Origin of the sequence: Pseudomonas antarctica (assembly GCF_001647715.1) — a bacterium.
Taxonomy (GTDB): domain Bacteria; phylum Pseudomonadota; class Gammaproteobacteria; order Pseudomonadales; family Pseudomonadaceae; genus Aquipseudomonas; species Aquipseudomonas antarctica_A.
On record NZ_CP015600.1, the window covers coordinates 5552839 to 5574297 of the forward strand.

The 21459-nt window shown below is 59.2% G+C and carries 16 protein-coding genes; 8 read left to right on the top strand and 8 right to left on the bottom strand.

Translation table 11 applies throughout. The features are described 5' to 3' along the window. Positions 1–12 precede the first annotated feature (12 nt). Positions 13–501 carry a TIGR00645 family protein gene (locus A7J50_RS25200; RefSeq protein ID WP_064454204.1) on the bottom strand — a complete coding sequence of 163 codons (489 nt, stop codon included), beginning with the start codon at positions 499–501 and terminating at the stop codon, positions 13–15. 162 nt (positions 502–663) lie between these two features. Between A7J50_RS25200 and A7J50_RS25205 the strand changes: the two genes are divergently transcribed. Further along, positions 664–2487: a hypothetical protein gene (locus A7J50_RS25205; RefSeq protein WP_082895953.1), complete on the top strand. Its 1824-nt coding sequence runs from the start codon at positions 664–666 to the stop codon at positions 2485–2487. A 3-nt stretch (positions 2488–2490) separates the two neighbouring features. On the opposite strand, the gene A7J50_RS25210 is transcribed toward A7J50_RS25205, so the two are convergent. Beyond that, positions 2491–2820: a hypothetical protein gene (locus A7J50_RS25210; protein ID WP_064454205.1), complete on the bottom strand. Its 330-nt coding sequence runs from the start codon at positions 2818–2820 to the stop codon at positions 2491–2493. Between the two features lie 317 nt (positions 2821–3137). Further along, entirely contained in the window at positions 3138–5576 is a 2439-nt protein-coding gene (locus tag A7J50_RS25215) for a Lon protease family protein (RefSeq protein WP_064454206.1), read from the bottom strand. Between the two features lie 267 nt (positions 5577–5843). Between A7J50_RS25215 and A7J50_RS25220 the strand changes: the two genes are divergently transcribed. The 3 genes from A7J50_RS25220 (at position 5844) to A7J50_RS25230 (ending at position 9302) form a co-directional block, all read left to right on the top strand. After that, positions 5844–6332: a DUF3015 domain-containing protein gene (locus A7J50_RS25220; protein ID WP_017139294.1), complete on the top strand. Its 489-nt coding sequence runs from the start codon at positions 5844–5846 to the stop codon at positions 6330–6332. Positions 6333–6423: 91 nt separating this feature from the next. Further along, positions 6424–8277 carry a DUF4105 domain-containing protein gene (locus A7J50_RS25225; protein ID WP_064454207.1) on the top strand — a complete coding sequence of 618 codons (1854 nt, stop codon included), beginning with the start codon at positions 6424–6426 and terminating at the stop codon, positions 8275–8277. Between the two features lie 719 nt (positions 8278–8996). Next, positions 8997–9302 (top strand): chorismate mutase, encoded by a 306-nt coding sequence (locus A7J50_RS25230; RefSeq protein WP_064454208.1) that lies wholly within the window; start codon positions 8997–8999, stop codon positions 9300–9302. Between the two features lie 50 nt (positions 9303–9352). Here the strand turns inward: A7J50_RS25230 and A7J50_RS25235 are convergent, their stop codons facing one another. Continuing rightward, positions 9353–9643: a DUF3077 domain-containing protein gene (locus A7J50_RS25235; protein WP_064454209.1), complete on the bottom strand. Its 291-nt coding sequence runs from the start codon at positions 9641–9643 to the stop codon at positions 9353–9355. A gap of 429 nt (positions 9644–10072) precedes the next feature. Between A7J50_RS25235 and A7J50_RS25240 the strand changes: the two genes are divergently transcribed. After that, on the top strand, positions 10073–10429 hold the full coding sequence (locus A7J50_RS25240) for a hypothetical protein (protein ID WP_064454210.1): 357 nt from the start codon (positions 10073–10075) through the stop codon (positions 10427–10429). A 70-nt stretch (positions 10430–10499) separates the two neighbouring features. Further along, positions 10500–10997 carry a GreA/GreB family elongation factor gene (locus tag A7J50_RS25245; protein ID WP_064454211.1) on the top strand — a complete coding sequence of 166 codons (498 nt, stop codon included), beginning with the start codon at positions 10500–10502 and terminating at the stop codon, positions 10995–10997. Here the strand turns inward: A7J50_RS25245 and gdhA are convergent. Both gdhA and ettA read right to left on the bottom strand, forming a co-directional pair. After that, positions 10994–12331 (bottom strand): NADP-specific glutamate dehydrogenase, encoded by a 1338-nt coding sequence (gene gdhA / locus A7J50_RS25250; protein WP_064454212.1) that lies wholly within the window; start codon positions 12329–12331, stop codon positions 10994–10996. The two genes, A7J50_RS25245 and gdhA, sit on opposite strands and share 4 nt — an antisense overlap. A 350-nt stretch (positions 12332–12681) precedes the next feature. Further along, entirely contained in the window at positions 12682–14346 is a 1665-nt protein-coding gene (ettA, locus tag A7J50_RS25255; protein ID WP_064454213.1) for an energy-dependent translational throttle protein EttA, read from the bottom strand. Positions 14347–14629: 283 nt separating this feature from the next. Between ettA and A7J50_RS25260 the strand changes: the two genes are divergently transcribed. Together A7J50_RS25260 and glyA are read left to right on the top strand one after the other, a co-directional pair. Beyond that, complete coding sequence (locus A7J50_RS25260; RefSeq protein ID WP_064454214.1) at positions 14630–18481, top strand: EAL and GGDEF domain-containing protein; 3852 nt, start codon at positions 14630–14632, stop codon at positions 18479–18481. A 183-nt stretch (positions 18482–18664) separates the two neighbouring features. Next, positions 18665–19918, top strand: a complete 1254-nt coding sequence (gene glyA, locus A7J50_RS25265; protein WP_064454215.1) for a serine hydroxymethyltransferase — start codon at positions 18665–18667, stop codon at positions 19916–19918. Between the two features lie 197 nt (positions 19919–20115). Here glyA and yjiA read toward each other — a convergent pair whose 3' ends face one another. Together yjiA and A7J50_RS25275 are read right to left on the bottom strand one after the other, a co-directional pair. After that, positions 20116–21075 (bottom strand): GTPase, encoded by a 960-nt coding sequence (gene yjiA, locus A7J50_RS25270; RefSeq protein WP_064454216.1) that lies wholly within the window; start codon positions 21073–21075, stop codon positions 20116–20118. 186 nt (positions 21076–21261) lie between these two features. Beyond that, positions 21262–21459 (bottom strand): YbdD/YjiX family protein, encoded by a 198-nt coding sequence (locus tag A7J50_RS25275; protein ID WP_003176208.1) that lies wholly within the window; start codon positions 21457–21459, stop codon positions 21262–21264.

The window sequence follows — 21459 nt, forward strand, 5'->3', positions numbered from 1 at the left end:
CGGCGCCGGGCATCAGTGCTTGGTGACTTTGTCCAGGTAACCCATGGCGAACGCCGAGATCACGAAGGTCATGTGGATGATCACGTACCACATCAAATGCTGCGGATCGACGTTCTTGGCGTCCATGAAGATGCGCAGCAGGTGAATGGACGAAATCGCCACGATGGAGGCTGCGACCTTCATCTTCAGTGACGAGGAGTCCATGGTGCCCAGCCAGTTGAGCTTTTCCTTATCCTCATCGATATCCAGCTGCGAGACGAAGTTCTCGTAGCCGGAGATCATCACCATCACCAACAAGCCACCGACCAGCGCCATGTCGATCAACGACAGCAGTACCAGGATCAGTTCCGACTCGGCCATCGAGAACACGCTCGGCAGCAGGTGAATCACCTCCTGGAAAAATTTCAGCGCCAGCGCCAGCAACCCCAGGGACAGGCCGAAATAGATCGGGGCCAGCAGCCAACGCGAGGCATACATAGCATTTTCAATAAAGCGTTCCATCGGATCTCACACAGCGTGGCTAAAAATGGCGGCGAGTATACCAGCCGCTACCAAACACCTGTAACCGCGAGAAAACTGACCTGGGCGGCATCTGTAAGAGAATTTTTCTGCTAGTGTCGAGTCCATTAACTCGGCTCGATGATGTCGGACAGGAAGATTCAGATGATGGATGTGCGATCCCCTTTGGCCACAATCGGCCTGTGTGCGGCGTTGCTGATGGCCGGCGGCTGCTCTCCCAAAGAAGAGCAGAAGCAGGTCACCCTCGAAGAAAAAACCGCGAAATTCGAACAGTCACTGGACACCATTCAAGACCCCAAACTCAGAGATGCCACCGCCGACCTCGGCGGCTCGCTGCTGTTGCTGGAGCGGGCGCGCGTCAAACTCGCCAACAAGCCCATCGAAGCCGAATACGGCGAAGACACCCTCGCCCTGCTCAAGCACTACCCCACGCCCCAAGCCTTGGTGGACACCTACATCAATGGCCTGTTCGTGCTGCGCAAAGCGTCACACTCCGACTACCTGACGGATTTGCAGCCGGTGTTCCCGTTCAACTTCAACACCCCGGACCAGTTCCCCTTCCCCCACGGCCTGGAATGGCAGTCGGTGACCTTGAGCAACAATAAAGTCATCCCCTTTCAGCCGGAATGGTCGGAAACCGATCCAGGCATCCAACTGAGCCCGAGCAGTTCCAACCTGACCAACCCCGATGACCTGACCGTGACTTACCCGTTCATCGAGGGTATCGAGACCGACAACAAGAGCCAGCCGCAGCCCGTCAGCCTCAAGGGCGCGGTTGAAGTGGTCGCGCCAGGCAAGGTGCTGACGTTCGACTTGTCGAAAAAAGACGTGGGCCACAAACGCACCGAGGGCAATATCACCCTCAACCTGCTGTTGCTTGAGAAAAACTACGCCGAGATTGAACTGACCAACAGCGAGCCGCTGGCACCGGAGGTCGGCGACGAATCACCGAACCCCTTACTGGTACAGGCACGTGACAGTACCGGGCAATTTCTCACCCGCTCGGGCTCGATCAACGAGAATGCTGCGCAAGTGGCGTTCTACGAGAAACAACTGGCCGAGATGCAAAAACAGACGACCTGGTCGGATGCCTTTGAAAAGCAACTGACGGACGAGCAAAAAGCCTTCGAACATAAACAAGGCAGCCACTACGCCAAGGTGTATTTCAATGGCCTGATCGACACCCTGCAGGTCGATGTACTGGACTTCTCCAAGGCCACGCTCACCCGCAAGGACCTCGACCTGCCGGTGATGCGCTTCGACAAGAACAGCCTGCAGAAGACCGTGCAAGCCCTGCCGATGCCGGTCACGGTGTATGACGACGGCGCCGCCAGTTGGCTCAAAGACGCCGCGATGACCGAAGACCAACTGAAAAAAAGCGTGACGATCAGCCAGTCGACCGAAGACGCCAGTGCCGCGAAAATCGTGTTTGACCACCCTTTCACGTTCAATGACGACCTGGTCGGCGCTGATCGCAACAGCGGCGAGTCGCCTATTACCTTCTTCACAGCGGACGACAAAGGCGAACGCGGCGAGCCCATCGAGTTGCCGACCGAAGCCTTCGAGTTGAACGCAGGCAGCGGCACGCTCACTTACGACCTCAACCTCTTCCCGGAAAACCCGGCCTTTGTGGTGGGCTCGGTACCGCTGTTCCTGGCCACGATCGAAAAAGCCACGATTGACGTGGGCAAGCTGCCTAAAGGCCTGTCGCTGAAGGACAACGCGCTGATTGTCGATCAAAAAGAGTTCCCCGCCGACAGCTGGCGTTTCTACGCCAAAGACGCGAGCGGCAACTACCTCAAGGAAATTCTCGGTGTGAGCCACCGCGCCGAGGAGTACGGCACGGCGCTGTTTGACGTGTTTTATTTCTACGGCCAGCCGACGACGCTGGAAAGCTACCAGCGCACCGACCTCGGCACCGTGCAATACGGTTTTGAAGTGAAGCTGGACAAACCCGAAAGCAAATAATGCTCAGTGATGGGTATCAATGACCGTCTGGGCTCGCCCACCATTGAGTTGTCGCAGATGTGCCTGCAAATGCAGGCACCAGATCTGCGGGTCATCGGCCAGCGCATACCCGTGCAGGGTCAGGCTTTCAACAATCGATTGCAGGATGGTTTCTGCCACGAAGGGCCCATGAAACGGGCCTTGGGACTTGATGGTGGAAGGCTGTTCGCCGGTCATTCCAGCGGCAAACAACAACGTCCACATCCCGTTATCCCCCGCAAGAGGGCGAATGGAGCATTCGATACGGGTAACCAGGCCCAAACATTGGCGGGTAAGGCAAAGGTTGCGCGGCATGGCGGCGACCCTCGGTAGATCGGTGTTCAACCTCGCGCGTGGCGAAGCTGTCTCTGTCCAGCGACTCCTGTAGATATCCCTTAAGCTCAGAATAGAATAAAACCAGTACAAACCAAGGCTGTAGGGACCAACGGGCGTTGGTCCCTGAGAGGCGAGTCAAAAATGTGGCGTTTTTAACAATTTTCCGAATACACCACTGTTCCAATGTGGGAGCTGGCTTGCCTGCGATGACTGACTCATAGCCAACATTTCTACTGACTGACACACCGCTATCGCAGGCAAGCCAGCTCCCACACTTACCGAGCTGCCACAAAAAATCAGCTCGGCTTGGCTTCCGCCAACGCCTGCTGCGCCAGCTCCTTCTCCGCTTCCTTCAAGTCGTCCTCGCTGATCATCTCGGCAATTGCGCGCAAACGCTCCACCACGCGCGCATTCACCGTGCCTTCCGGGAATTGCCCCTCTTCGTCCGGCTCACCGGCCGGCTCACCGACCAACAAGCTCAACGCCTCATCCGCCTGACGCACGGCGTAGATATGGAACTGCCCGTCGCGCACGGCCTGCAGCACCTTCTCGTCGAGCATCAACGTAGCGACGTTGGCTTGCGGAATGATCGCACCCTGCTCGCCGGTCAACCCGCGCGCTTCACACAGGCGGAAGAAGCCTTCGATCTTCTCGTTGACCCCACCCACCGCCTGCACTTCGCCAAACTGGTTGATCGAGCCGGTGATGGCAAAGCACTGCTTGAGCGGCGTCTTCGACAACGCCGAAATCAAGGTGCACGCCTCGCCCAGGGAGGCACTGTCGCCGTCCACATAACCGTAGGACTGCTCCAGCGCGATACTCGCCGAGATCGCCAGCGGGAATTCCTGGGCATAACGGCTGCCCAGGTAACCGGTAAGGATCATCACGCCTTTGGAGTGAATCGGCTGGCCAAGGTTAACCTCGCGCTCGATGTCGACGATGCCACTGCCGCCCGGGTACACCGTGGCGGAAATCCGCGCCGGTACGCCGAAGGCCGAGTCGCCGACTTCCAGCACCGTCAGCCCGTTGCATTTGCCGACGGCCGCACCGGCGGTATCGATCAGGATGACCCCGGCGAGCATGTCGTCGAGAATCCGCGCCGACACACGCCCGGTACGCGTGGCCTTGGCCTTGAGCGCCCGTTCGATATGCCCGGCATCGGTCATCTCATCGCCCGCCAGGTGGCGAATGAAATCCGCCTCGCTCACCAGCTGGAACAAATCACCGATACGCGCCGACAAACGCCCCTGGTGTTCCGCCAGGCGTGCGCTGTAGGTCGCCAGACGCGCCACGGCGTCCGACGTCAGCGGCGCCATGCCTTCTTCCGAGGTGCGGGTTTTGAGCAACTGGGCGAACTGCTCCAGGCTCTCGTCCACCATTGGGATGTCTTCGTCGAAATCCACCAGTACGCGGAACATCTCCTGGAAGTCCGGATCGGCATCCTGCAACGCGTAGTACAACTGGCGCGAACCGATAATGATGACCTTGACCTGCAACGGAATCATTTGCGGGTTGAGGGTCACGGTGGCCAGGCGGCCGAGCTCTCCCAGTGGCGATTCCATCTTCAGCTTGCGCGACTGCAGGGAACGCTTGAGGGCGTCCCACACAAACGGCTCGCTGAGCATTTTCTCGGCTTCCAGAATCAGGAAACCGCCATTGGCACGGTGCAAAGCGCCCGGGCGCAGCTGGCGATACGTGGTGTAGAGCGCGCCCTGGTCGGTGCTGTATTCGATACGGCCGAACAGGTTGTCGTAGGTCGGGTGCGGCTCAAACACTACCGGCGCACCGCCGTTGACCGGGTGGCCGACCACCAGGCTCGGGCAATATTGCTCTTCGAGCAGCTTGCGGGCCTGGGCGTCGGTCTTGGCGTCGTCCACCAGTTGCTCGACCACGGTTTTGAGCAGGTACACCTGCATGGCTTGCAGGTAACCGCAAACACCCGCGTTTTCCGCGTACTTTTCCGACAGCGGCGCCAGCAAAGGTTGCAGGGCCAGGGTAATGGTTTCTTCGTTGAACTGACGCAGTTGGTTGTTGGATTCACGCTTCCACTGCGGCAGGCTCGCCAGTTCTTCGTTAAGACGTTCTTCCAGTTCGGAAATATCCGTGTGGAAACGCTCGCGATCAGCCTCTGGCAGTTGCGAGAACTCCGCTTCGTCCAACGCTTTGCCGTCGAGCATCGGGGTGAAGGCGATGTTGGAGCTGTCGCGGTACAGCGCCACGTCCTTTTCCAGGGCCAGGCGTTCGATCACGTCCAACGCCTTGTCGTAACGCTGGTTGAAGGCGCGGTCGATGGCGCTTTTGCGCTGTTGATAGGTCGGATGTTCGAAAACAGCGGGGAACGTAGCGACCAGGTTGTCGACCAACCCATTGATGTCGGCAATGAACGCCGCCGCCGCGCCGCCGGGTAATTCCAGGGCGCGCGGTTCGCGCGGCTCATCGAAATTATTCACATAGACCCAGTCCGCCGGGGTCTGCAGGCGTTTGCCTTCGGCCTTCAGGTAGCGTTTGACGAACGAAAAGCGGCCGGTACCCGGCTCGCCCATGACAAACACGTTGTAACCGGGGCGTGGCATGGCCACGCCGAACTGCAAGGCTTCAACCGCACGTTCCTGGCCAAGCACACCGCGAAAGGGCTCCAAATCATTAGTGGTCGAGAAGCTGAACTGTTCAGCGGAGAAAGGGCGAGTCAGCGCTTCAGGCGCTAGACGCAGGCTGGCAGCAACAGGATCAGGCATCGGGCTTCCTTACATCAGGCGGGGCAGATGACGGCATTCTGGCTCTCGGTTACGCGCTCTGGCAAGGCGCGCCTTTGGGAAAGCATAGACACGGGAGGCCTCCTACAAAAAAAACGCGACAACTCGGTTTGTTTTATAAAAAATAACGGAACCCCAGGAACGTGCCTAAACTCCAAACTGCGCGGGTTGGACTAATAACTGGCCCCTAGGGCGCTGCGACGCGCCTGAACCCTTGTCCATTGGTTTGCACACAAAGAGAACAAAGCTATGAAACGGATCCTTCTTGGTACTCTCTTCACCGTTGTCTCCCTCAATGCAATGGCTGAATCACCAGGTGGCCCGAACTGCGGTTGGGGCAACATGTTGTTCGAAGGCCAGCGCGGTACGCCAGCTCACTTCCTCGCTTCCACCACCAACGGCACCTCGGGTAACGCCACCTTCGGCATGACCTCGGGCACCAACGGTTGCAGCACCAACAGCGCCCTGACCTACGGCGGCAAGTCCTGGATTGCCATGAATGGCATGATGAACGAGCTGTCCGAAGACATGGCCAAGGGCAACGGCGAAGCGCTGACCACCTATGCCGTGGTACTGGGCGTTGCACCGGAAGATCGCGAGCACTTTGCTGCCGTGACCCACGAGCACTTCCAGCAAATCTTCAGCAAGGCTGACGTGACCGCTGACGACGTGCACAACAACACCCTGGCTGTACTGAAAAGCGATACCCGCCTGGCGAAATACGCTACCCAGGCTTAAGCTCGACCCGCCCGCGCCTTACGAGGCGCGGGTTTTACTTTTGGGCCCGCCTCCCCTTTGGGTCTCACTATTTCCGACTTAAGTTGCCCCTATGCTCAAACGCTTTGCCTGGTTGGCACTCTTCGCCTGCGCCCCGCTATACGCGGCCCCGCATATTGATGATCAACGTTTGCAGCAATTGGCCAACGATCCATTCTGGCTGTCTTTGGGCCATTACGAAGCCGGCAAGCTCAAAGGCTGGCGCAGCTATGTCAGCGACAAGAAATTCTTCCTCGCTCCCGATGGCGCCCACCACCCGGACGCCGAGCTCAAGGCCACCGTTGAAGCGCTGTACGCTCCCGCAAGCCTGGGTGAAAAACATGCCCAATGCGTTTACCCGGCACGCACCCGCTGGTTGACGGAACAGTTGCACCTGACCGATCTGCCTGCCCTGGAGTGCAAAGAATTCACCCAATGGTTCAAGGACGTCGCGCCCCACAGCGCGGTGATGATCTTCCCGGCGGCCTACCTCAATAGCCCGTCGTCGATGTTCGGCCACACGCTGCTGCGCATCGACCAGGCTGACGTACAAAGCAACAACACCGCCCTGCTAAGCTACGCGATTAACTTCGGCGCCTATATCGAAGGCTCCGACAACAGCATTCTCTATGCCTGGAAAGGCCTGATGGGCGGCTATCCCGGCCTGTTCGCCCTGGTGCCGTACCAAGAAAAGCTCTCGGAATACCGTAGCCTCGAGAACCGCGACCTGTGGGAATACCGCCTCAACCTGACCCAGCTCGAGACCGAGCGCATGGTCCGGCACGTGTGGGAGCTCAAGCAGATCCAGTTCGACTACTTCTTCTTCGACGAAAACTGCTCCTACCGCCTGCTGGAACTGCTGCAAGTGGCGCGCCCGAGCCTGCGCCTGACCGAGCAATTCCCACTGACGGCAATCCCGACCGATACCGTAAAGGCGGTAAAAGAAGCGGGTTTAGTCGAGAAAATTGATTACCGCCCGTCGCGTGAACGTGAGCTGCTGGAACGCGCCAAACCGCTGGATGGCGACGAGCAACAATGGGTGCTGAAAGTCAGCGACGACCAGAAACAATTGCAGGCGCCGGCCTTCAAAGCCCTGCCCCGCGATCGCCAGGCACTGATCATCGACGCCGCCTATCGCCTGGGCCGCTACCGCGCCAACGGCCTGGAGCGCGACACCGAACGCTCCCAACGCAGCTTCGAGCTGCTGCGTGCGATCAACCAGAACCCCGCGCCCGACCTCAAAATTGAGCGCCCGGGCCTGCCCGAAGATGGCCATGAATCACGCACCTGGCAAGCCGGCGTCGGCACTCGTGGTAACAAAACTTTCGGCGAATACGGCCTGCGCATGGCCTACCACGACCTTAACGACAACGCCGAAGGTTTCCCCTTGGGCGCGCAGATTGAAATCCTGCAAATGAAACTGCGCCAGTACGAAGGCAATCACTGGCAACTGCAACAACTGGACCTGGCCACCATCCGCTCCCTGACCCCACGCAACGCCCTGTTGCAGCCTTGGTCATGGCAAGTCACCGGTGGCCTGGAGCGCGTGCCGGGTAAACACGACGACCAAACCCTGGTCTCTCACGTCAACGGCGGCGCCGGCGGCACCTGGCAACTGAGCGACGACATGCTCGGCTTCGCCCTCGGCACCGTGCGCGTGGAACACAACAACGATTTCAGCGAGGCCATCTCCCCTGCTGCCGGTTTCAACACGGGCCTGCTGTGGAAAAATCCACTGGGGAATTTGAGCCTGGAAGCCAAAGGGGATTTCTTCACCAATGGTGAAGTGCGCCGTAGTGTGAGCCTGAACCAGCAGTGGGAATTGTCGCGCAACCTCGGCCTGCGCCTTAGCGCCCAGCGCGAATACAGCCACTTGTCGACACCCGTGAATGAAGTGATGCTTGAAGTGAAGTGGTACCACTACTGATCTGTAAGCCCCGGCGATGACCCAATGTGGGAGCGGGCTTGCTCGCGAAGGCGGTGTATCAGTAACGGCTAAGCTGACTGACCCACCGCCATCGCAGGCAAGCCAGCTCCCACACTTGTTCGTGCCGGGCCTGAATTCTGCGCCCGCCGCAGTTCAAAAATGTGGGAGCCGGGCTTGCTCGCGAATGCGGTGCATCAGTAACGGCTAGGCTGACTGACCCACCGCCATCGCAGGCAAGCCAGCTCCCACACTTGTTTTGTGCCTGGCCTGAATTCTGTGCCCGCCGCAGTTCAAAAATGTGGGAGCCGGGCTTGCTCGCGAAGGCGGTGCATCAGTAACGGCTAGGCTGACTGACCCACCGCCATCGCAGGCAAGCCAGCTCCCACACTTGTTTTGTGCCGGGCCTGAATTCTGCGCCCGCCGCAGTTCAAAAATGTGGGAGCCGGGCTTGCCCGCGAATGCGGTGTATCAGCAGCGGATAGTCTGACTGACCCACCGCCATCGCAGGCAAGCCAGCTCCCACACTTGTTCGTGCCGGGCCTGAATTCTGCGCCCGCCGCAGTTCAAAAATGTGGGAGCCGGGCTTGCTCGCGATGGCGGTGGTTCAGGCAATGATGTATTGATTGACCCACCGCATTCGCGAGCAAGCCCGCTCCCACATTTGGCTCGCGTATAGTCAGATGCACTGCATTTCCCGCCCAGTCAGGAGCTCCATCAACATGGCCGTTAACTGCACCACCCTTGAAGAAGTCCGCGCAAACATCGACCGCCTCGACAAGCAAATCGTCACCCTGCTCGCTGAACGCGGCCACTACGTTTCCCAGGCCGCTCGCTTCAAAAAAGACTCGGACGGCGTCAAGGCGCCGCAACGGGTTGAACAGGTGATCGCCAAGGTCCGGGGTTTATCGCAGACCGTGGGCGCGAACCCTGAGGTCACTGAGCAGGTGTATCGCGCGATGATTGCAGCGTTTATCCAGCAGGAATTGGCTGAGCATGCCGCACTGGCGATCAACCAGGCGACATAACCCCTGTGGCGATTCGACAAGCCTGCTCGCCACAATGGCAGTGCCAGCCTTTAGGTGGCGGGCGTCATCGCTTGGGTCAGGTCGTCTACGACGGCCTTGCCCATCTCACACAGATAATGCGCAGCCCAGGCGTATTGTTCGCCGCGCACATCCATGGCGGCTTCCATCGCGAGTTTCTTGGAGTAGAAAAGCAAAGTGGAGGCGTGTTCCAGCGCTTCATCAATCGGCATGCCGGCATTGACGCGGAACAGCGGTTTTGCGTTTTCGCCGTAGTCGCCGAAGGTGACGACGCCTAGGGTGGTAATTGAAGACAGGGGTGGATCAGGGACGACTTTAGACATGGTGTACCTACTAAGTGAGATAAAGGACCACCACAACACGTCGCTAAACATAAAGGGGTGGCAGCTGTACGCAGGTTAGCGAACCGGTCACCTAGACACCCGGCAGATCCGAAGATCTCCCGCGCACAGCCGCCATAACACGATATCGACAAGCACAAAAACCGCCTGCCAAGTGTGTAAAGAGGATGAGTCTTAGTGATTCGGGTCGCTAAACCCGGTCGCTGCTTTCACAGCGAAGCCAGGAGACTAGTGACCCAAACCCTAAGGCACAATAGGCCAAGGATTCTCTAGGAAACGTCCTGCAATTTAAAGAGAATCGTCGTTGATGGCCCTTTAGCCCAACACCTTTCTCACCTCGCTTTCACACCGCCCCAACAAATCCCTGACTAGACTTCCCCTATCAGCCGGGAAACGGCCAGGGAGTACGCCATGTGGCGGTCTGCGGTAATGCTGTGCGCGGTAATGTGGTTGTCGGGTTGCCAATCAACCCACCAGGAGTTGCTGGCCAAAGGTTATCCACCGGCCTTTGCCGATGGCTTTGATGACGGTTGCAGCAGCGGTCGCCAGGCCGCAGGGGTGATCAGCGGGGAGTTTCGCAAAAACGTACCGCGCTATCTGAAGGACCGCGAGTACGCCGAAGGCTGGGAAGATGGCTTTCGCCAGTGCAAGGCCATGCGCGAGAACGAAGAGTTGCGTGACTACAAGGACAACCACTGGGATGACCGTGAGCGTGCCTGGCAGCAAGAGAAAGACCGCGACGCCGGCAGGGCTTATCGCGCGCAATAGGTCGCTTTCAGACATCCAGCGAAACTAAAGCCCGGCGACCATGGCCCAAACTCCATAGAGGGAGAATGTCATGAGCCGAGCTTTTGTTAACGAGGACAACGCCGCCGCCCAGGCCGATCAGCCGGTGGAGCGCCAGGTCAGTGAACAACCCAATCGCCTGACCGCAAAAGGGTTGGCGCAGTTGCAGGCCAAGGTCGCGCAGTTACAGCAGGAATACAGCGTGGAGTCCGCCAAAGGCGAAACAGCCGATAAGCAGCGCCAAGCGGATCTTGAGCGGGATTTGCGCTACTTCAACCAGCGCGTGCAAAGCGCCCAAGTCGTGGCGCCGGCCACCTCCACCGATAAGGTGCAGATCGGCAGTTGGGTCACCTTCGCCAACGAGCAGGACGAGCAGCAGCGCATTCAATTGGTGGGGGAAGACCAGGCCGATGCCCACGCTAACCTCATCAATTGGGGCTCGCCTTTGGGCCGCGCATTGCTGGGCGCCCAGGTGGGCGACGAGGTGCTGTGGAAACGCCCCGTCGGCGATCAAATGATTGAAGTGCTGCAGGTCGAACCCGAGACTTAAACGATACCTTGCGCCAGCATCGCGTCAGCCACCTTCACGAAGCCCGCGATGTTCGCGCCCTTCACATAATTGACCCGGCCGTTTTCTTCACCGTAATGCACGCAGGCATGGTGGATCGACTGCATGATGCTGTGCAGCTTGCTGTCCACCTCGCCTGCCGTCCACAGCAGGCGCATGGCGTTCTGCGACATTTCCAGGCCACTCACGGCCACGCCGCCGGCATTGGATGCCTTGCCCGGCGCGAACAGAATGCCCGCCTCAATAAAGATATCCACAGCCTCAAGCGTGGTCGGCATATTGGCGCCTTCGGCCACGCAGATGCAGCCGTTGCGCAGCAACGTGCGGGCGGCGTCGGCGTCCAGTTCGTTCTGGGTGGCGCACGGCAGGGCGATGTCGCAGGCCAACTCCCAAGGTGCTTTGCCTTTGCGGAACTCCAGGCCAAAACGCTCGGCCAATTCACTGATGCGACCGCGCTGCACGTTTTTCAACGCCAGCAGGGCCGACCATTGCTCCTCGGTCAAACCGCTTTCGGCGTACAGGGTGCCTTCGGAGTCGGACAGAGAAATGACCTTGCCGCCCAGGTCCATGACCTTGCGTGCCGCGTATTGCGCCACGTTACCCGAGCCGGACACGGCCACGCGTTTGCCTTCAACTCGCTGACCACTGCGCTTGAGCATTTCTTCGGCGAAGTACACGCAGCCGAAACCGGTGGCTTCGGGGCGAATCAGGCTGCCGCCGTAAGTCATGCCTTTGCCGGTCAGCACGGAGGTGAATTGGTTGCTGAGGCGCTTGTACTGGCCAAACAGGAAGCCGATTTCGCGGGCGCCCACGCCGATATCACCGGCCGGCACGTCCACGTCCGCACCAATGTGGCGGTACAACTCGCTCATGAACGCCTGGCAGAAACGCATGACTTCGGCGTCGCTCTTGCCCTTGGGATCAAAGTCCGAGCCGCCTTTGCCGCCGCCCATGGGCAACGAAGTCAGCGAGTTTTTGAAGGTCTGTTCGAAAGCGAGGAACTTGAGCACGCCCAGGTTCACCGACGGGTGGAAGCGCAGGCCGCCTTTGTAGGGACCGATGGCGCTGTTCATCTGGATGCGGAACCCGCGATTGACCTGCACCTTGCCGTGATCATCCACCCACGACACCCGAAAGGTGATCGCACGTTCCGGTTCGCAGATGCGCTCCAGGATGCCCGAGGTCAGGTAGTGGGGGTTGGCTTCAAGAAACGGCCACAAACTGCGCAGGACTTCCTCTACGGCTTGGTGGAATTCCGGCTGGTCGGGGTCGCGTTTCTTGAGGCGGGCAAGGAAGGATTCGACAGATTCGATCATGGAAATGTCTCGGCAAATTGATTGTTTTTAAAGGAGATTGAGCCGGACCTTAGCAATTCATGTTGCACCTGAAAAGCGCAAAATGTCGCTTTTGTGAATTTAAATGGTGCATTATATATAAATTATTGTGCTTTTTTGCACCATGAGAGGGATTTCAACTCAAGGCATGCACCAACCGTTAAAGCGCCTTCGCGAGCAAGCCCGCTCCCACATTTGATCGGGTTCCCACTTTGGAATGCGGTCGAATGTGGGAGCGGGCTTGCTCGCGAATGAATTCAACGCGGTCCACCTGAATAACGCGCACAAAAAAGCGGAGCCCGAAGGCTCCGCTTTTTTCAAACCAGCCCGACTCAGGCCAGTTTTTTGTGCCGTACACGGTGCGGCTGGGCAGCAGCTTCGCCCAAACGCTTTTTACGGTCCGCTTCGTACTCGGTGTAGTTACCTTCGAAGAACACTGCTTGGGAGTCGTCTTCGTACGCCAGGATGTGGGTCGCGACGCGGTCAAGGAACCACCGATCGTGAGAGATCACAATGGCGGCGCCCGGGAAGTCCAACAGGGCTTCTTCCAGGGAACGCAGGGTTTCAACGTCGAGGTCGTTGGACGGTTCGTCGAGCAGCAGGACGTTGCCGCCCTCTTTCAAGGTCAGGGCCAGGTGCAAGCGACCGCGCTCACCACCGGACAGGTCCTTGACGAACTTCTGTTGGTCGCCGCCCTTGAAGTTGAAACGGCCGACGTAGGTGCGCGATGGGATTTCATAGTTACCGATGCGGATCTGGTCAGAGCCGTCAGAGATCTGCTGGAACACAGTCTTGCTGCCATCCAGGTCATCGCGGCTCTGGTCGACACAGGCCAACTGCACGGTTTCGCCGACTTCGATGGTGCCAGAATCCGGGGTTTCCTTGCCCATCAGCATACGGAACAGCGTGGACTTACCCGCGCCGTTACCACCAATGACGCCGACGATCGCGCCTTTTGGCATCGAGAACGACAGGTTATCGATCAACACGCGGTCGCCATAACCTTTGGAAACGTTCTTGAACTCGATGACCTTGTCACCCAGGCGCGGACCGGCCGGGATGTAGATCTCGTTGGTTTCGCTGCGCTTCTGGAATTCCTGCGACTGCATTTCTTCAAAGCGTTGCAGACGTGCCTTGGATTTGGACTGGCGGGCCTTGGCGCCTTTGCGCACCCACTCCAGTTCTTCCTTCATGGCTTTTTCGTGAGCCGATTGCTGCTTGGATTCGGTGGCCAGACGGTCGGACTTGGCTTCCAGCCAACCGGAGTAGTTACCCTCGTAAGGGATACCGGCGCCACGGTCGAGCTCGAGGATCCAGCCGGCGACGTTGTCCAGGAAGTACCGGTCGTGCGTGATCGCAACCACGGTGCCCGGGAAGTCGTGAAGGAAGTGTTCCAGCCAGGCGACAGAATCGGCGTCCAAGTGGTTGGTCGGTTCGTCGAGCAGCAGCATGTCGGGTGCCGACAGCAGCAGGCGGCACAGGGCCACACGACGCTTTTCACCACCGGACAGGAATTCGACCTTGGCGTCCCACGCCGGCAGGCGCAGCGCATCGGCGGCGACTTCCAGCTGGCGCTCCAGGTTGTGACCGTCGCCGGCCTGCAGGATGGCTTCGAGCTTGGCCTGTTCGGCGGCCAGCTTGTCGAAGTCGGCATCTTCTTCGGCGTAGGCGGCGTAAACCTCGTCCAGGCGGGCCTGGGCGTTCTTGATCACGCTGACCGCTTCCTCGACCACTTCGCGCACGGTTTTGGTCGGGTCCAGGATTGGCTCTTGCGGTAGGTAGCCGATGTTCAGTTCGGGCATCGGGCGGGCTTCGCCTTCGAACTCGGTGTCGACGCCGGCCATGATTTTCAGCAGTGTGGACTTACCCGAACCGTTGAGGCCGAGCACGCCGATCTTGGCGCCTGGGAAGAAGGACAGCGAAATGTTTTTCAGGATTTCCCGCTTCGGCGGAACAACTTTTCCCAGCCGATGCATGGTGAAGACGTATTGAGCCATGGTGAACCTAGCGTCAGTGACTGATGAGTTAAGCGGGCGAAGCCCGTGCAGGCCATGCGCCGCGCGGGCCGTTGATGGTGATCAATGCCTGCGTGCGAAAAAAGCCTGAAGTCTGGGGCTGGAACGCCCTCGCGTAACCGGCAAAGCTACCTGAATGCGCTTGGGCAGTCCAGCCAGGCGGGACTGGCACTTTGCCACAACTCAAGGCATGCTAGCCGCCCTCCGGGCGTCCGGCTTATAGTGCACGTCGCGCGCCAATCCAGCCAAACCGCAGGATCACAGCTTGTCCAAAGTCACGCCGCCCACTCCTCTGCGCGCCGCTCATATAGCGCCGGGAGCGCCCCTGCACGGTACCCTGAAAGGCGCATTGGCGACGCTTGTCCTTATGTTGCTCGCGTTATTGTTCTGGCAACTGCTGGACCAATTGCAGCAAAACCAGAAAAACCAGCAGCAATACACCATTGACTACAGCGCCGACCTGGCTGAACAGATCAGCCTGAACATGGCCCTGAGCGCAAAAATCGCCCTGAACCTGTTACCGATGGTCGAGCCGCCGCGCAACGACGAACAACAGCAAGCGCTGATGCGCACCTTGCAACGCTCGCTGCCGGAGCTGCGCAGTTTCGCCTTGCTGGCGCCAAGCGGCGCGTTGATCAGTGACAGCGCCAAAGACAGCCAGGACCGCGCCTGGCTTGAAGAGCTGGTACAGCGCAGCCACTCGCAACCTTATTACCTGAGCAACAATGCCGACGGCACCCTCATTTATCTGTTGCTGCAACAGCCCAGTGGCGGCTCAAAAATGTACTGGGCCCTGCGCCTGGAGCCTAGCTATCTGAGCAACCTCACCCGCCAGGATGGCCAGGGCCAGCGCCCAATGTGGGCCATCGAGAACCGCTTGAACCACCGCGTGGTCAGCCGCGATTCCGGCATGCCGGCACAGTGGGCGTCTGCGCTGACGCCGGATGAGCTGAATAAAAGCGTGTTGGTCACGCCCCTGAGCAAAAGTGACTGGCAATTGCGCGGGCTGTTCGACCGCGGCGCCGTGTTGGAGCAACTGCTGCCGGCGTTTATCGGCAAATGCCTGTTGGGCCTGGCCTTCTCGCTGATTCCGGTGATTGTGTTGCTCAATATGCGTCGCCGTCAGCGTCAGGTGCATGAAGGCCGCAGACGTTATCAGGATATTTTCGAAGGCACCGGCGTGGCCCTGTGCGTACTTGACCTGTCGGGCCTGAAGTTTTTTTTCGACAAGACCAAAGTGCAGACCCGCGAACAATTGCAGGCCTGGTTGCGCAATAACGCCGAAGAGCGCCAACAACTGCTCAAGGAGTTGCGCGTCACCGAGGTCAATCAGGTGGCCGTGCGCCTGCTGAACGTCAGTTCTTGCGAGCAAGCGTGGGAGCGGCTGATCGATGATTGCCCGCGCAACGCCACGGCCATCGGTTACCAGGTGCTGGAGGCCGTCCTGACCCAGCAAAAACAGCTGGAGTTGGAAATCCAGCTCAACGACGTCGTCGGCAATGACCAATACCTGTGGCTGGTGATGCGCCTGCCGGAGCAGCAAGACGACTTCAAGGCGGTGATCCTCAGCATCAGCGACATCACCAGCCGCAAGTTGATCGAGCTGTCGCTGGTCGAGCGCGAAAGCTTCTGGTCGGACGTGGTGCGTACCGTGCCCGATCACCTGTATGTGCAGGACGTGATCAGCCAGCGCATGATTTTCAGCAACCATCACTTGGGCCACACCCTCGGCTACAACAAGGTCGAACTGCAGCAAATGGGTGAGTATTTCTGGGAAATCCTGCTGCACCCCGAAGACGCCGAGCATTACCACGACTTGCGCCAGCGGCAACGTGAAGTCGGCTACAGCACCCAATTGCAATGTCAGCTGCGCTTTCGTCACCGCAATAACCAATGGCGATGCTTCGATATCCGCGAGCAGGCCCTGGCCCGTGACAAATCTGCGCAGGTCACGCGGATCATCGGCGTGGCCAAGGACATTACCGATCAGATCGAAGCCAGCGAATCCCTGCGCGACAGCGAGCAACGCTACCGCATGCTGGCCGAAAGCATCAGCGACGTAATCTGCTCCACCGACAGCCACCTGGCCCTCAACTACGTCAGCCCGTCAGTCAGCGCCGTACTGGGTTATGACGTGGACTGGGTATTCAAGAACGGCTGGCAGTCGATTATTGCCAACCCCCAACAACTGAGTGGCATTTACAGCCTGGTGGAACACGTCAGCCGCGCGCTGGGCGACGTGGCCGCGTTGAACAAGCTGCGCGATGAAGTACAGACCCAGTTGTTCCTGTTCGACTGCCTGCGCGCCGATGGGCGCAAAGTGCCAATCGAGTTGCGCCTGGTGCTGGTGTGGGATGAGCACGGCGCGTTTGAAGGCATCCTCGGTGTGGGCCGCGATATCAGCCAGCAACGCCGCGCAGAGAAAGACCTGCGCATGGCGGCCACGGTATTTGAACACTCAACCTCAGCCATTTTGATCACTGACCCTGCGGGCTATATCGTGCAGGCCAACGAGGCGTTCAGCCGGGTCAGCGGCTATGCCGTGGCAGACGTGCTCGACCAGTTGCCAAACATGCTCACTGTCGATGAGCAACAGGAAGCTCACCTGCGCTACGTGCTCAAGCAACTGCACCAGCACAGCACCTGGGAAGGTGAAGTCTGGCTCAAACGACGCAATGGCGAGCATTACCCGGCCTGGGTGGGCATTACCGCCGTATTTGACGATGAAGGTGACCTGGCCAGCTACGTGTGTTTCTTCAGCGATATCAGCGAGCGCAAGGCCAGCGAACAGCGCATCCACCGTCTGGCGTATTACGACGCCTTGACCCACCTGCCCAACCGCACCCTGTTCCAGGACCGCCTGCACACGGCGCTGCAGTCGGCTGAGCGACAGAAGTCCTGGGTGGTGCTGATGTTCCTCGACCTCGATCGCTTCAAGCCGATCAACGATTCCCTCGGCCACGCCGCCGGCGACCGCATGCTCAAGGAGATGGCCACCCGCCTGCTGGGCTGCGTGGCCGAAGACGACACCGTGGCGCGCATGGGCGGTGACGAATTCACCTTGCTCCTGCAACCGCGAGTCAGCCGTGAGATGGCGCTGAACCGCGCGATCTCGGTGGCCGAGCAGATTCTGGCGAGCCTGGTGAAGCCGTTTGTACTGGAAGGCCGCGAGTTCTTTGTAACCGCCAGTATTGGCATCGCCTTGAGCCCGCAGGACGGCAACGAGCTGAGCCAACTGATGAAAAACGCCGACACCGCGATGTATCACGCCAAAGAGCGCGGCAAGAACAACTTCCAGTTTTACCAGGCTGATATGAACGCCAGTGCCCTGGAGCGCCTGGAGCTGGAAAGCGACCTGCGCCACGCCTTGGAACAGAACGAATTCGTGCTGTATTACCAACCGCAATTCAGCGGCGACGGCAAACGTTTGACCGGCGCCGAAGCCCTGCTGCGCTGGCGCCACCCGCGCCGAGGCCTGGTGCCGCCCGGGGACTTCATTCCCGTGCTGGAAGAGCTGGGGCTGGTGGTGGACGTGGGCGACTGGGTGATCAGCGAAGCGTGTCGCCAGCTCAAGAGCTGGCACCAGAACAAGGTGCGCGTGCCGAAAGTCTCGGTAAACATCTCGGCGCGGCAATTCTCGGATGGCCAACTGGGCGAACGCATCGCCACCATTCTCAAGGACACCGGCCTGCCCCCGGCGTGCCTGGAGCTGGAGCTGACCGAAAGTATCCTGATGCGCGAAGTCAACGAAGCCATGCAGATCCTCGCCAGCCTGAAAAACCTCGGCCTGAGCATTGCGGTGGACGACTTCGGCACCGGCTATTCGTCGCTCAACTACCTCAAGCAATTCCCCATCGATGTGCTGAAGATCGACCGCACCTTTGTCGACGGCCTGCCCTCTGGCGAGCAAGATGCGCAGATCGCCCGTGCCATTATCGCCATGGCCCACAGCCTGAACCTGGCGGTGATCGCCGAGGGCGTGGAAACCCATGAGCAGTTGGACTTCCTGCGTGAGCATGGCTGCGATGAAGTGCAGGGCTACTTATTCGGGCGGCCGATGCCGGCGAATCGGTTTGAAGCGCAGTTCAGCAATGATGCGCTGTTCATGTTCGACTGAATAAGAGCAGCGGCAAGTTGCAAGCTACAAGCAGCAAGAACGAGCGGAACTGCTTTTACTTGAGGCTTGTGGCTTGCAACTTGAAGCTGGCGCTTCATCGCCATGACTATGTTTCATATCCCTTCTAATAAGCGCTTGGGTTAGAATGCCCTCCTTTTCTGCCCCCGATCCTTGAGGACCGCCATGTTCAGCCGTGATTTGACTATTGCCAAGTACGACGCCGATCTCTTTGCCGCCATGGAGCAAGAAGCCGTGCGCCAGGAAGAGCACATTGAGCTGATCGCTTCGGAAAACTACACCAGCCCTGCGGTTATGGAGGCTCAAGGTTCGGTTCTGACCAACAAGTACGCCGAAGGCTACCCAGGCAAGCGCTACTACGGCGGTTGCGAGTACGTCGACGTGGTTGAGCAACTGGCCATCGATCGCGCCAAGGAACTGTTCGGCGCCGATTACGCCAACGTCCAGCCACACGCCGGCTCCCAAGCCAACAGCGCCGTGTACCTGGCCCTGCTGCAAGGCGGCGACACCATCCTGGGCATGAGCCTGGCCCACGGTGGTCACCTGACCCACGGCGCCAGCGTTTCCTCCTCCGGCAAGCTGTACAACGCCGTTCAATACGGTATCGATGCCAACGGCCTGATCGACTACGACGAAGTCGAGCGTCTGGCAGTTGAACACAAGCCAAAAATGATCGTGGCTGGTTTCTCTGCCTACTCGCAGATCCTGGACTTCCCGCGTTTCCGCGAAATCGCTGACAAAGTCGGCGCTTACCTGTTCGTCGACATGGCTCACGTAGCCGGTCTGGTCGCCGCAGGCGTCTACCCGAACCCGGTGCCTTTCGCTGACGTCGTGACCACCACCACGCACAAGACCCTGCGCGGTCCACGTGGCGGCCTGATCCTGGCTCGCGCCAACGCCGAGATCGAGAAGAAGCTGAACTCCGCGGTATTCCCAGGCGCCCAAGGTGGCCCGCTGGAGCACGTGATCGCGGCTAAAGCGATCTGCTTCAAAGAAGCCCTGCAGCCTGAGTTCAAGACTTACCAGCAGCAAGTCGTGAAAAACGCCAAGGCCATGGCCGGTGTGTTCATCGAACGCGGCTACGACGTTGTCTCCGGCGGTACTGAAAACCACCTGTTCCTGCTGTCGCTGATCAAGCAGGACATCTCCGGTAAAGACGCTGACGCCGCCCTGGGCAAAGCCTTCATCACCGTGAACAAAAACTCCGTGCCGAACGACCCACGTTCGCCGTTCGTCACTTCCGGCCTGCGCTTCGGCACCCCGGCTGTGACCACTCGTGGCTTCAAGGAAGCAGAGTGCAAGGAACTGGCCGGCTGGATCTGCGACATCCTGGCTGACCTGAACAACGAAGCCGTGATCGACGCGGTCCGTGAGAAGGTCAAGGCCATCTGCAAAAAGCTGCCGGTATACGGCGCTTGATTGCAGTTGCTTGAATGAAAAGCCCGGCCTTGCGCCGGGCTTTTTTATGCCTGAAAACCCTGCTTGCTCAACCTGCAATACAGTCACATGTGGGAGCGGGCTTGCTCGCGAAAGCGGTGGACCTGCCAGCTTATTTGTAACTGATACACCGTATTCGCGAGCAAGCCCGCTCCCACATTTTTTGATCGCATTTCAAGTCAGGGTTGATAGACCCGGGCAAAGCCCTCGCGAATCTTGTCTTCCGGCAATTCGTCAGCAATAAACACAATCACACTTTCGCGCTGCTCTCCCTCGGCCCATTCGGTATCCCAATCGAAACCGTAGAGTTTGAGCACGCCCTGGAACACCATGCGCCGGTCTTCCCCGGCAATATTCAGCACGCCCTTGTAGCGCAGCAGTTGCTTGCCGTGGTCTTCCAGCAACTCGTTCATGAACGCGCTGAGGCGGTCGATATCCAGCGGCTGGTCGGTGCGCAGCACCAGGCTTGAGATGCGGTCGATGGACGGCGCAGCGCTGACCGGGCGCAGGCTCATGCCGGCGTTGAGGTTGAAGCCGCGAACATCAAGCAACTCAGCCAGGTCGATGGCGCCGTGGTCGACCACCCGAATCGGCGCTCGGCGGTTGATACGGGTCAAGCGTTGGCTGAGGGCGTCGAAGGTCGCCTCATCCACCAGGTCGCGCTTGCTCACCAGCAAGCGGTCGGCGAAACCGATCTGGGCCTGGGCGATGGTCTGGGTCAGGTGATGCTCGGCGTGCGCCGCATCCACCAGGGTGATGATGCCGTCGAGGATGTAGCGCTCGCGCAGTTCTTCATCGATAAAGAAGGTCTGGGCCACGGGCGCGGGGTCCGCCAGGCCGGTGCACTCGATCACCAGCCGGTCGAAGGCAATCTCGCCGCTGTCCAGGCGTTCAAGCAGCAGGTACAGGGCTTTGGTCAGGTCGGTGTGGATGGTGCAGCACACACAGCCGTTGGACAGGGTCATGACTTGCACCGGTTCGGCGCCCAGCAGCTGGGTGTCGATACCGGCGTCACTGAATTCGTTTTCGATCACGGCGATTTTAAGGCCGTGCTCGGCTTTAAGCAGGTGGCGCAGCAAGGTGGTTTTGCCGGCGCCGAGGAAGCCGCTGAGGATGGTGACGGGGATGGGAGAGGACAAAGACAGTTCTCCTGATAACTGAAGGAACACAAAACAAATGTGGGAGCAGACCTATGTGGGAGCTGGCTTGCCTGCGATGCAGACAACTCGGTCCTCCCGTCAGACCGAGCTGATGCTATCGCAGGCAAGCCAGCTCCCACACAAGCCCGCTCCCACATGGGATCACTGCAAGCCCAACTTACCGGGTTAGCAGCATTTAGGCCCACCCTTGCCACCGTAACGGGCTTCCTGGCGTTCCCGAAAGAACGCCTTGTAGTCCATCATCGGTTTGTCCGGGTGCTTGGTTTGCATATGCTCGACGTACGTATCGTAGTCGGGCATGCCGACCATCAGGCGCGCGGCCTGACCGAGGTATTTACCGAGGCGACTGATGTCATTGAACAT

Bases quoted from the DNA above. Each gene is read 5' to 3' on its own strand.
- A7J50_RS25200 (WP_064454204.1), bottom strand. From the start codon at position 501: ATGGAACGCTTTATTGAAAATGCTATGTATGCCTCGCGTTGGCTGCTG.
- A7J50_RS25205 (WP_082895953.1), top strand. From the start codon at position 664: ATGATGGATGTGCGATCCCCTTTGGCCACAATCGGCCTGTGTGCGGCG.
- A7J50_RS25210 (WP_064454205.1), bottom strand. From the start codon at position 2,820: ATGCCGCGCAACCTTTGCCTTACCCGCCAATGTTTGGGCCTGGTTACC.
- A7J50_RS25215 (WP_064454206.1), bottom strand. From the start codon at position 5,576: ATGCCTGATCCTGTTGCTGCCAGCCTGCGTCTAGCGCCTGAAGCGCTG.
- A7J50_RS25220 (WP_017139294.1), top strand. From the start codon at position 5,844: ATGAAACGGATCCTTCTTGGTACTCTCTTCACCGTTGTCTCCCTCAAT.
- A7J50_RS25225 (WP_064454207.1), top strand. From the start codon at position 6,424: ATGCTCAAACGCTTTGCCTGGTTGGCACTCTTCGCCTGCGCCCCGCTA.
- A7J50_RS25230 (WP_064454208.1), top strand. From the start codon at position 8,997: ATGGCCGTTAACTGCACCACCCTTGAAGAAGTCCGCGCAAACATCGAC.
- A7J50_RS25235 (WP_064454209.1), bottom strand. From the start codon at position 9,643: ATGTCTAAAGTCGTCCCTGATCCACCCCTGTCTTCAATTACCACCCTA.
- A7J50_RS25240 (WP_064454210.1), top strand. From the start codon at position 10,073: ATGTGGCGGTCTGCGGTAATGCTGTGCGCGGTAATGTGGTTGTCGGGT.
- A7J50_RS25245 (WP_064454211.1), top strand. From the start codon at position 10,500: ATGAGCCGAGCTTTTGTTAACGAGGACAACGCCGCCGCCCAGGCCGAT.
- gdhA (WP_064454212.1), bottom strand. From the start codon at position 12,331: ATGATCGAATCTGTCGAATCCTTCCTTGCCCGCCTCAAGAAACGCGAC.
- ettA (WP_064454213.1), bottom strand. From the start codon at position 14,346: ATGGCTCAATACGTCTTCACCATGCATCGGCTGGGAAAAGTTGTTCCG.
- glyA (WP_064454215.1), top strand. From the start codon at position 18,665: ATGTTCAGCCGTGATTTGACTATTGCCAAGTACGACGCCGATCTCTTT.
- A7J50_RS25275 (WP_003176208.1), bottom strand. From the start codon at position 21,459: ATGTTCAATGACATCAGTCGCCTCGGTAAATACCTCGGTCAGGCCGCG.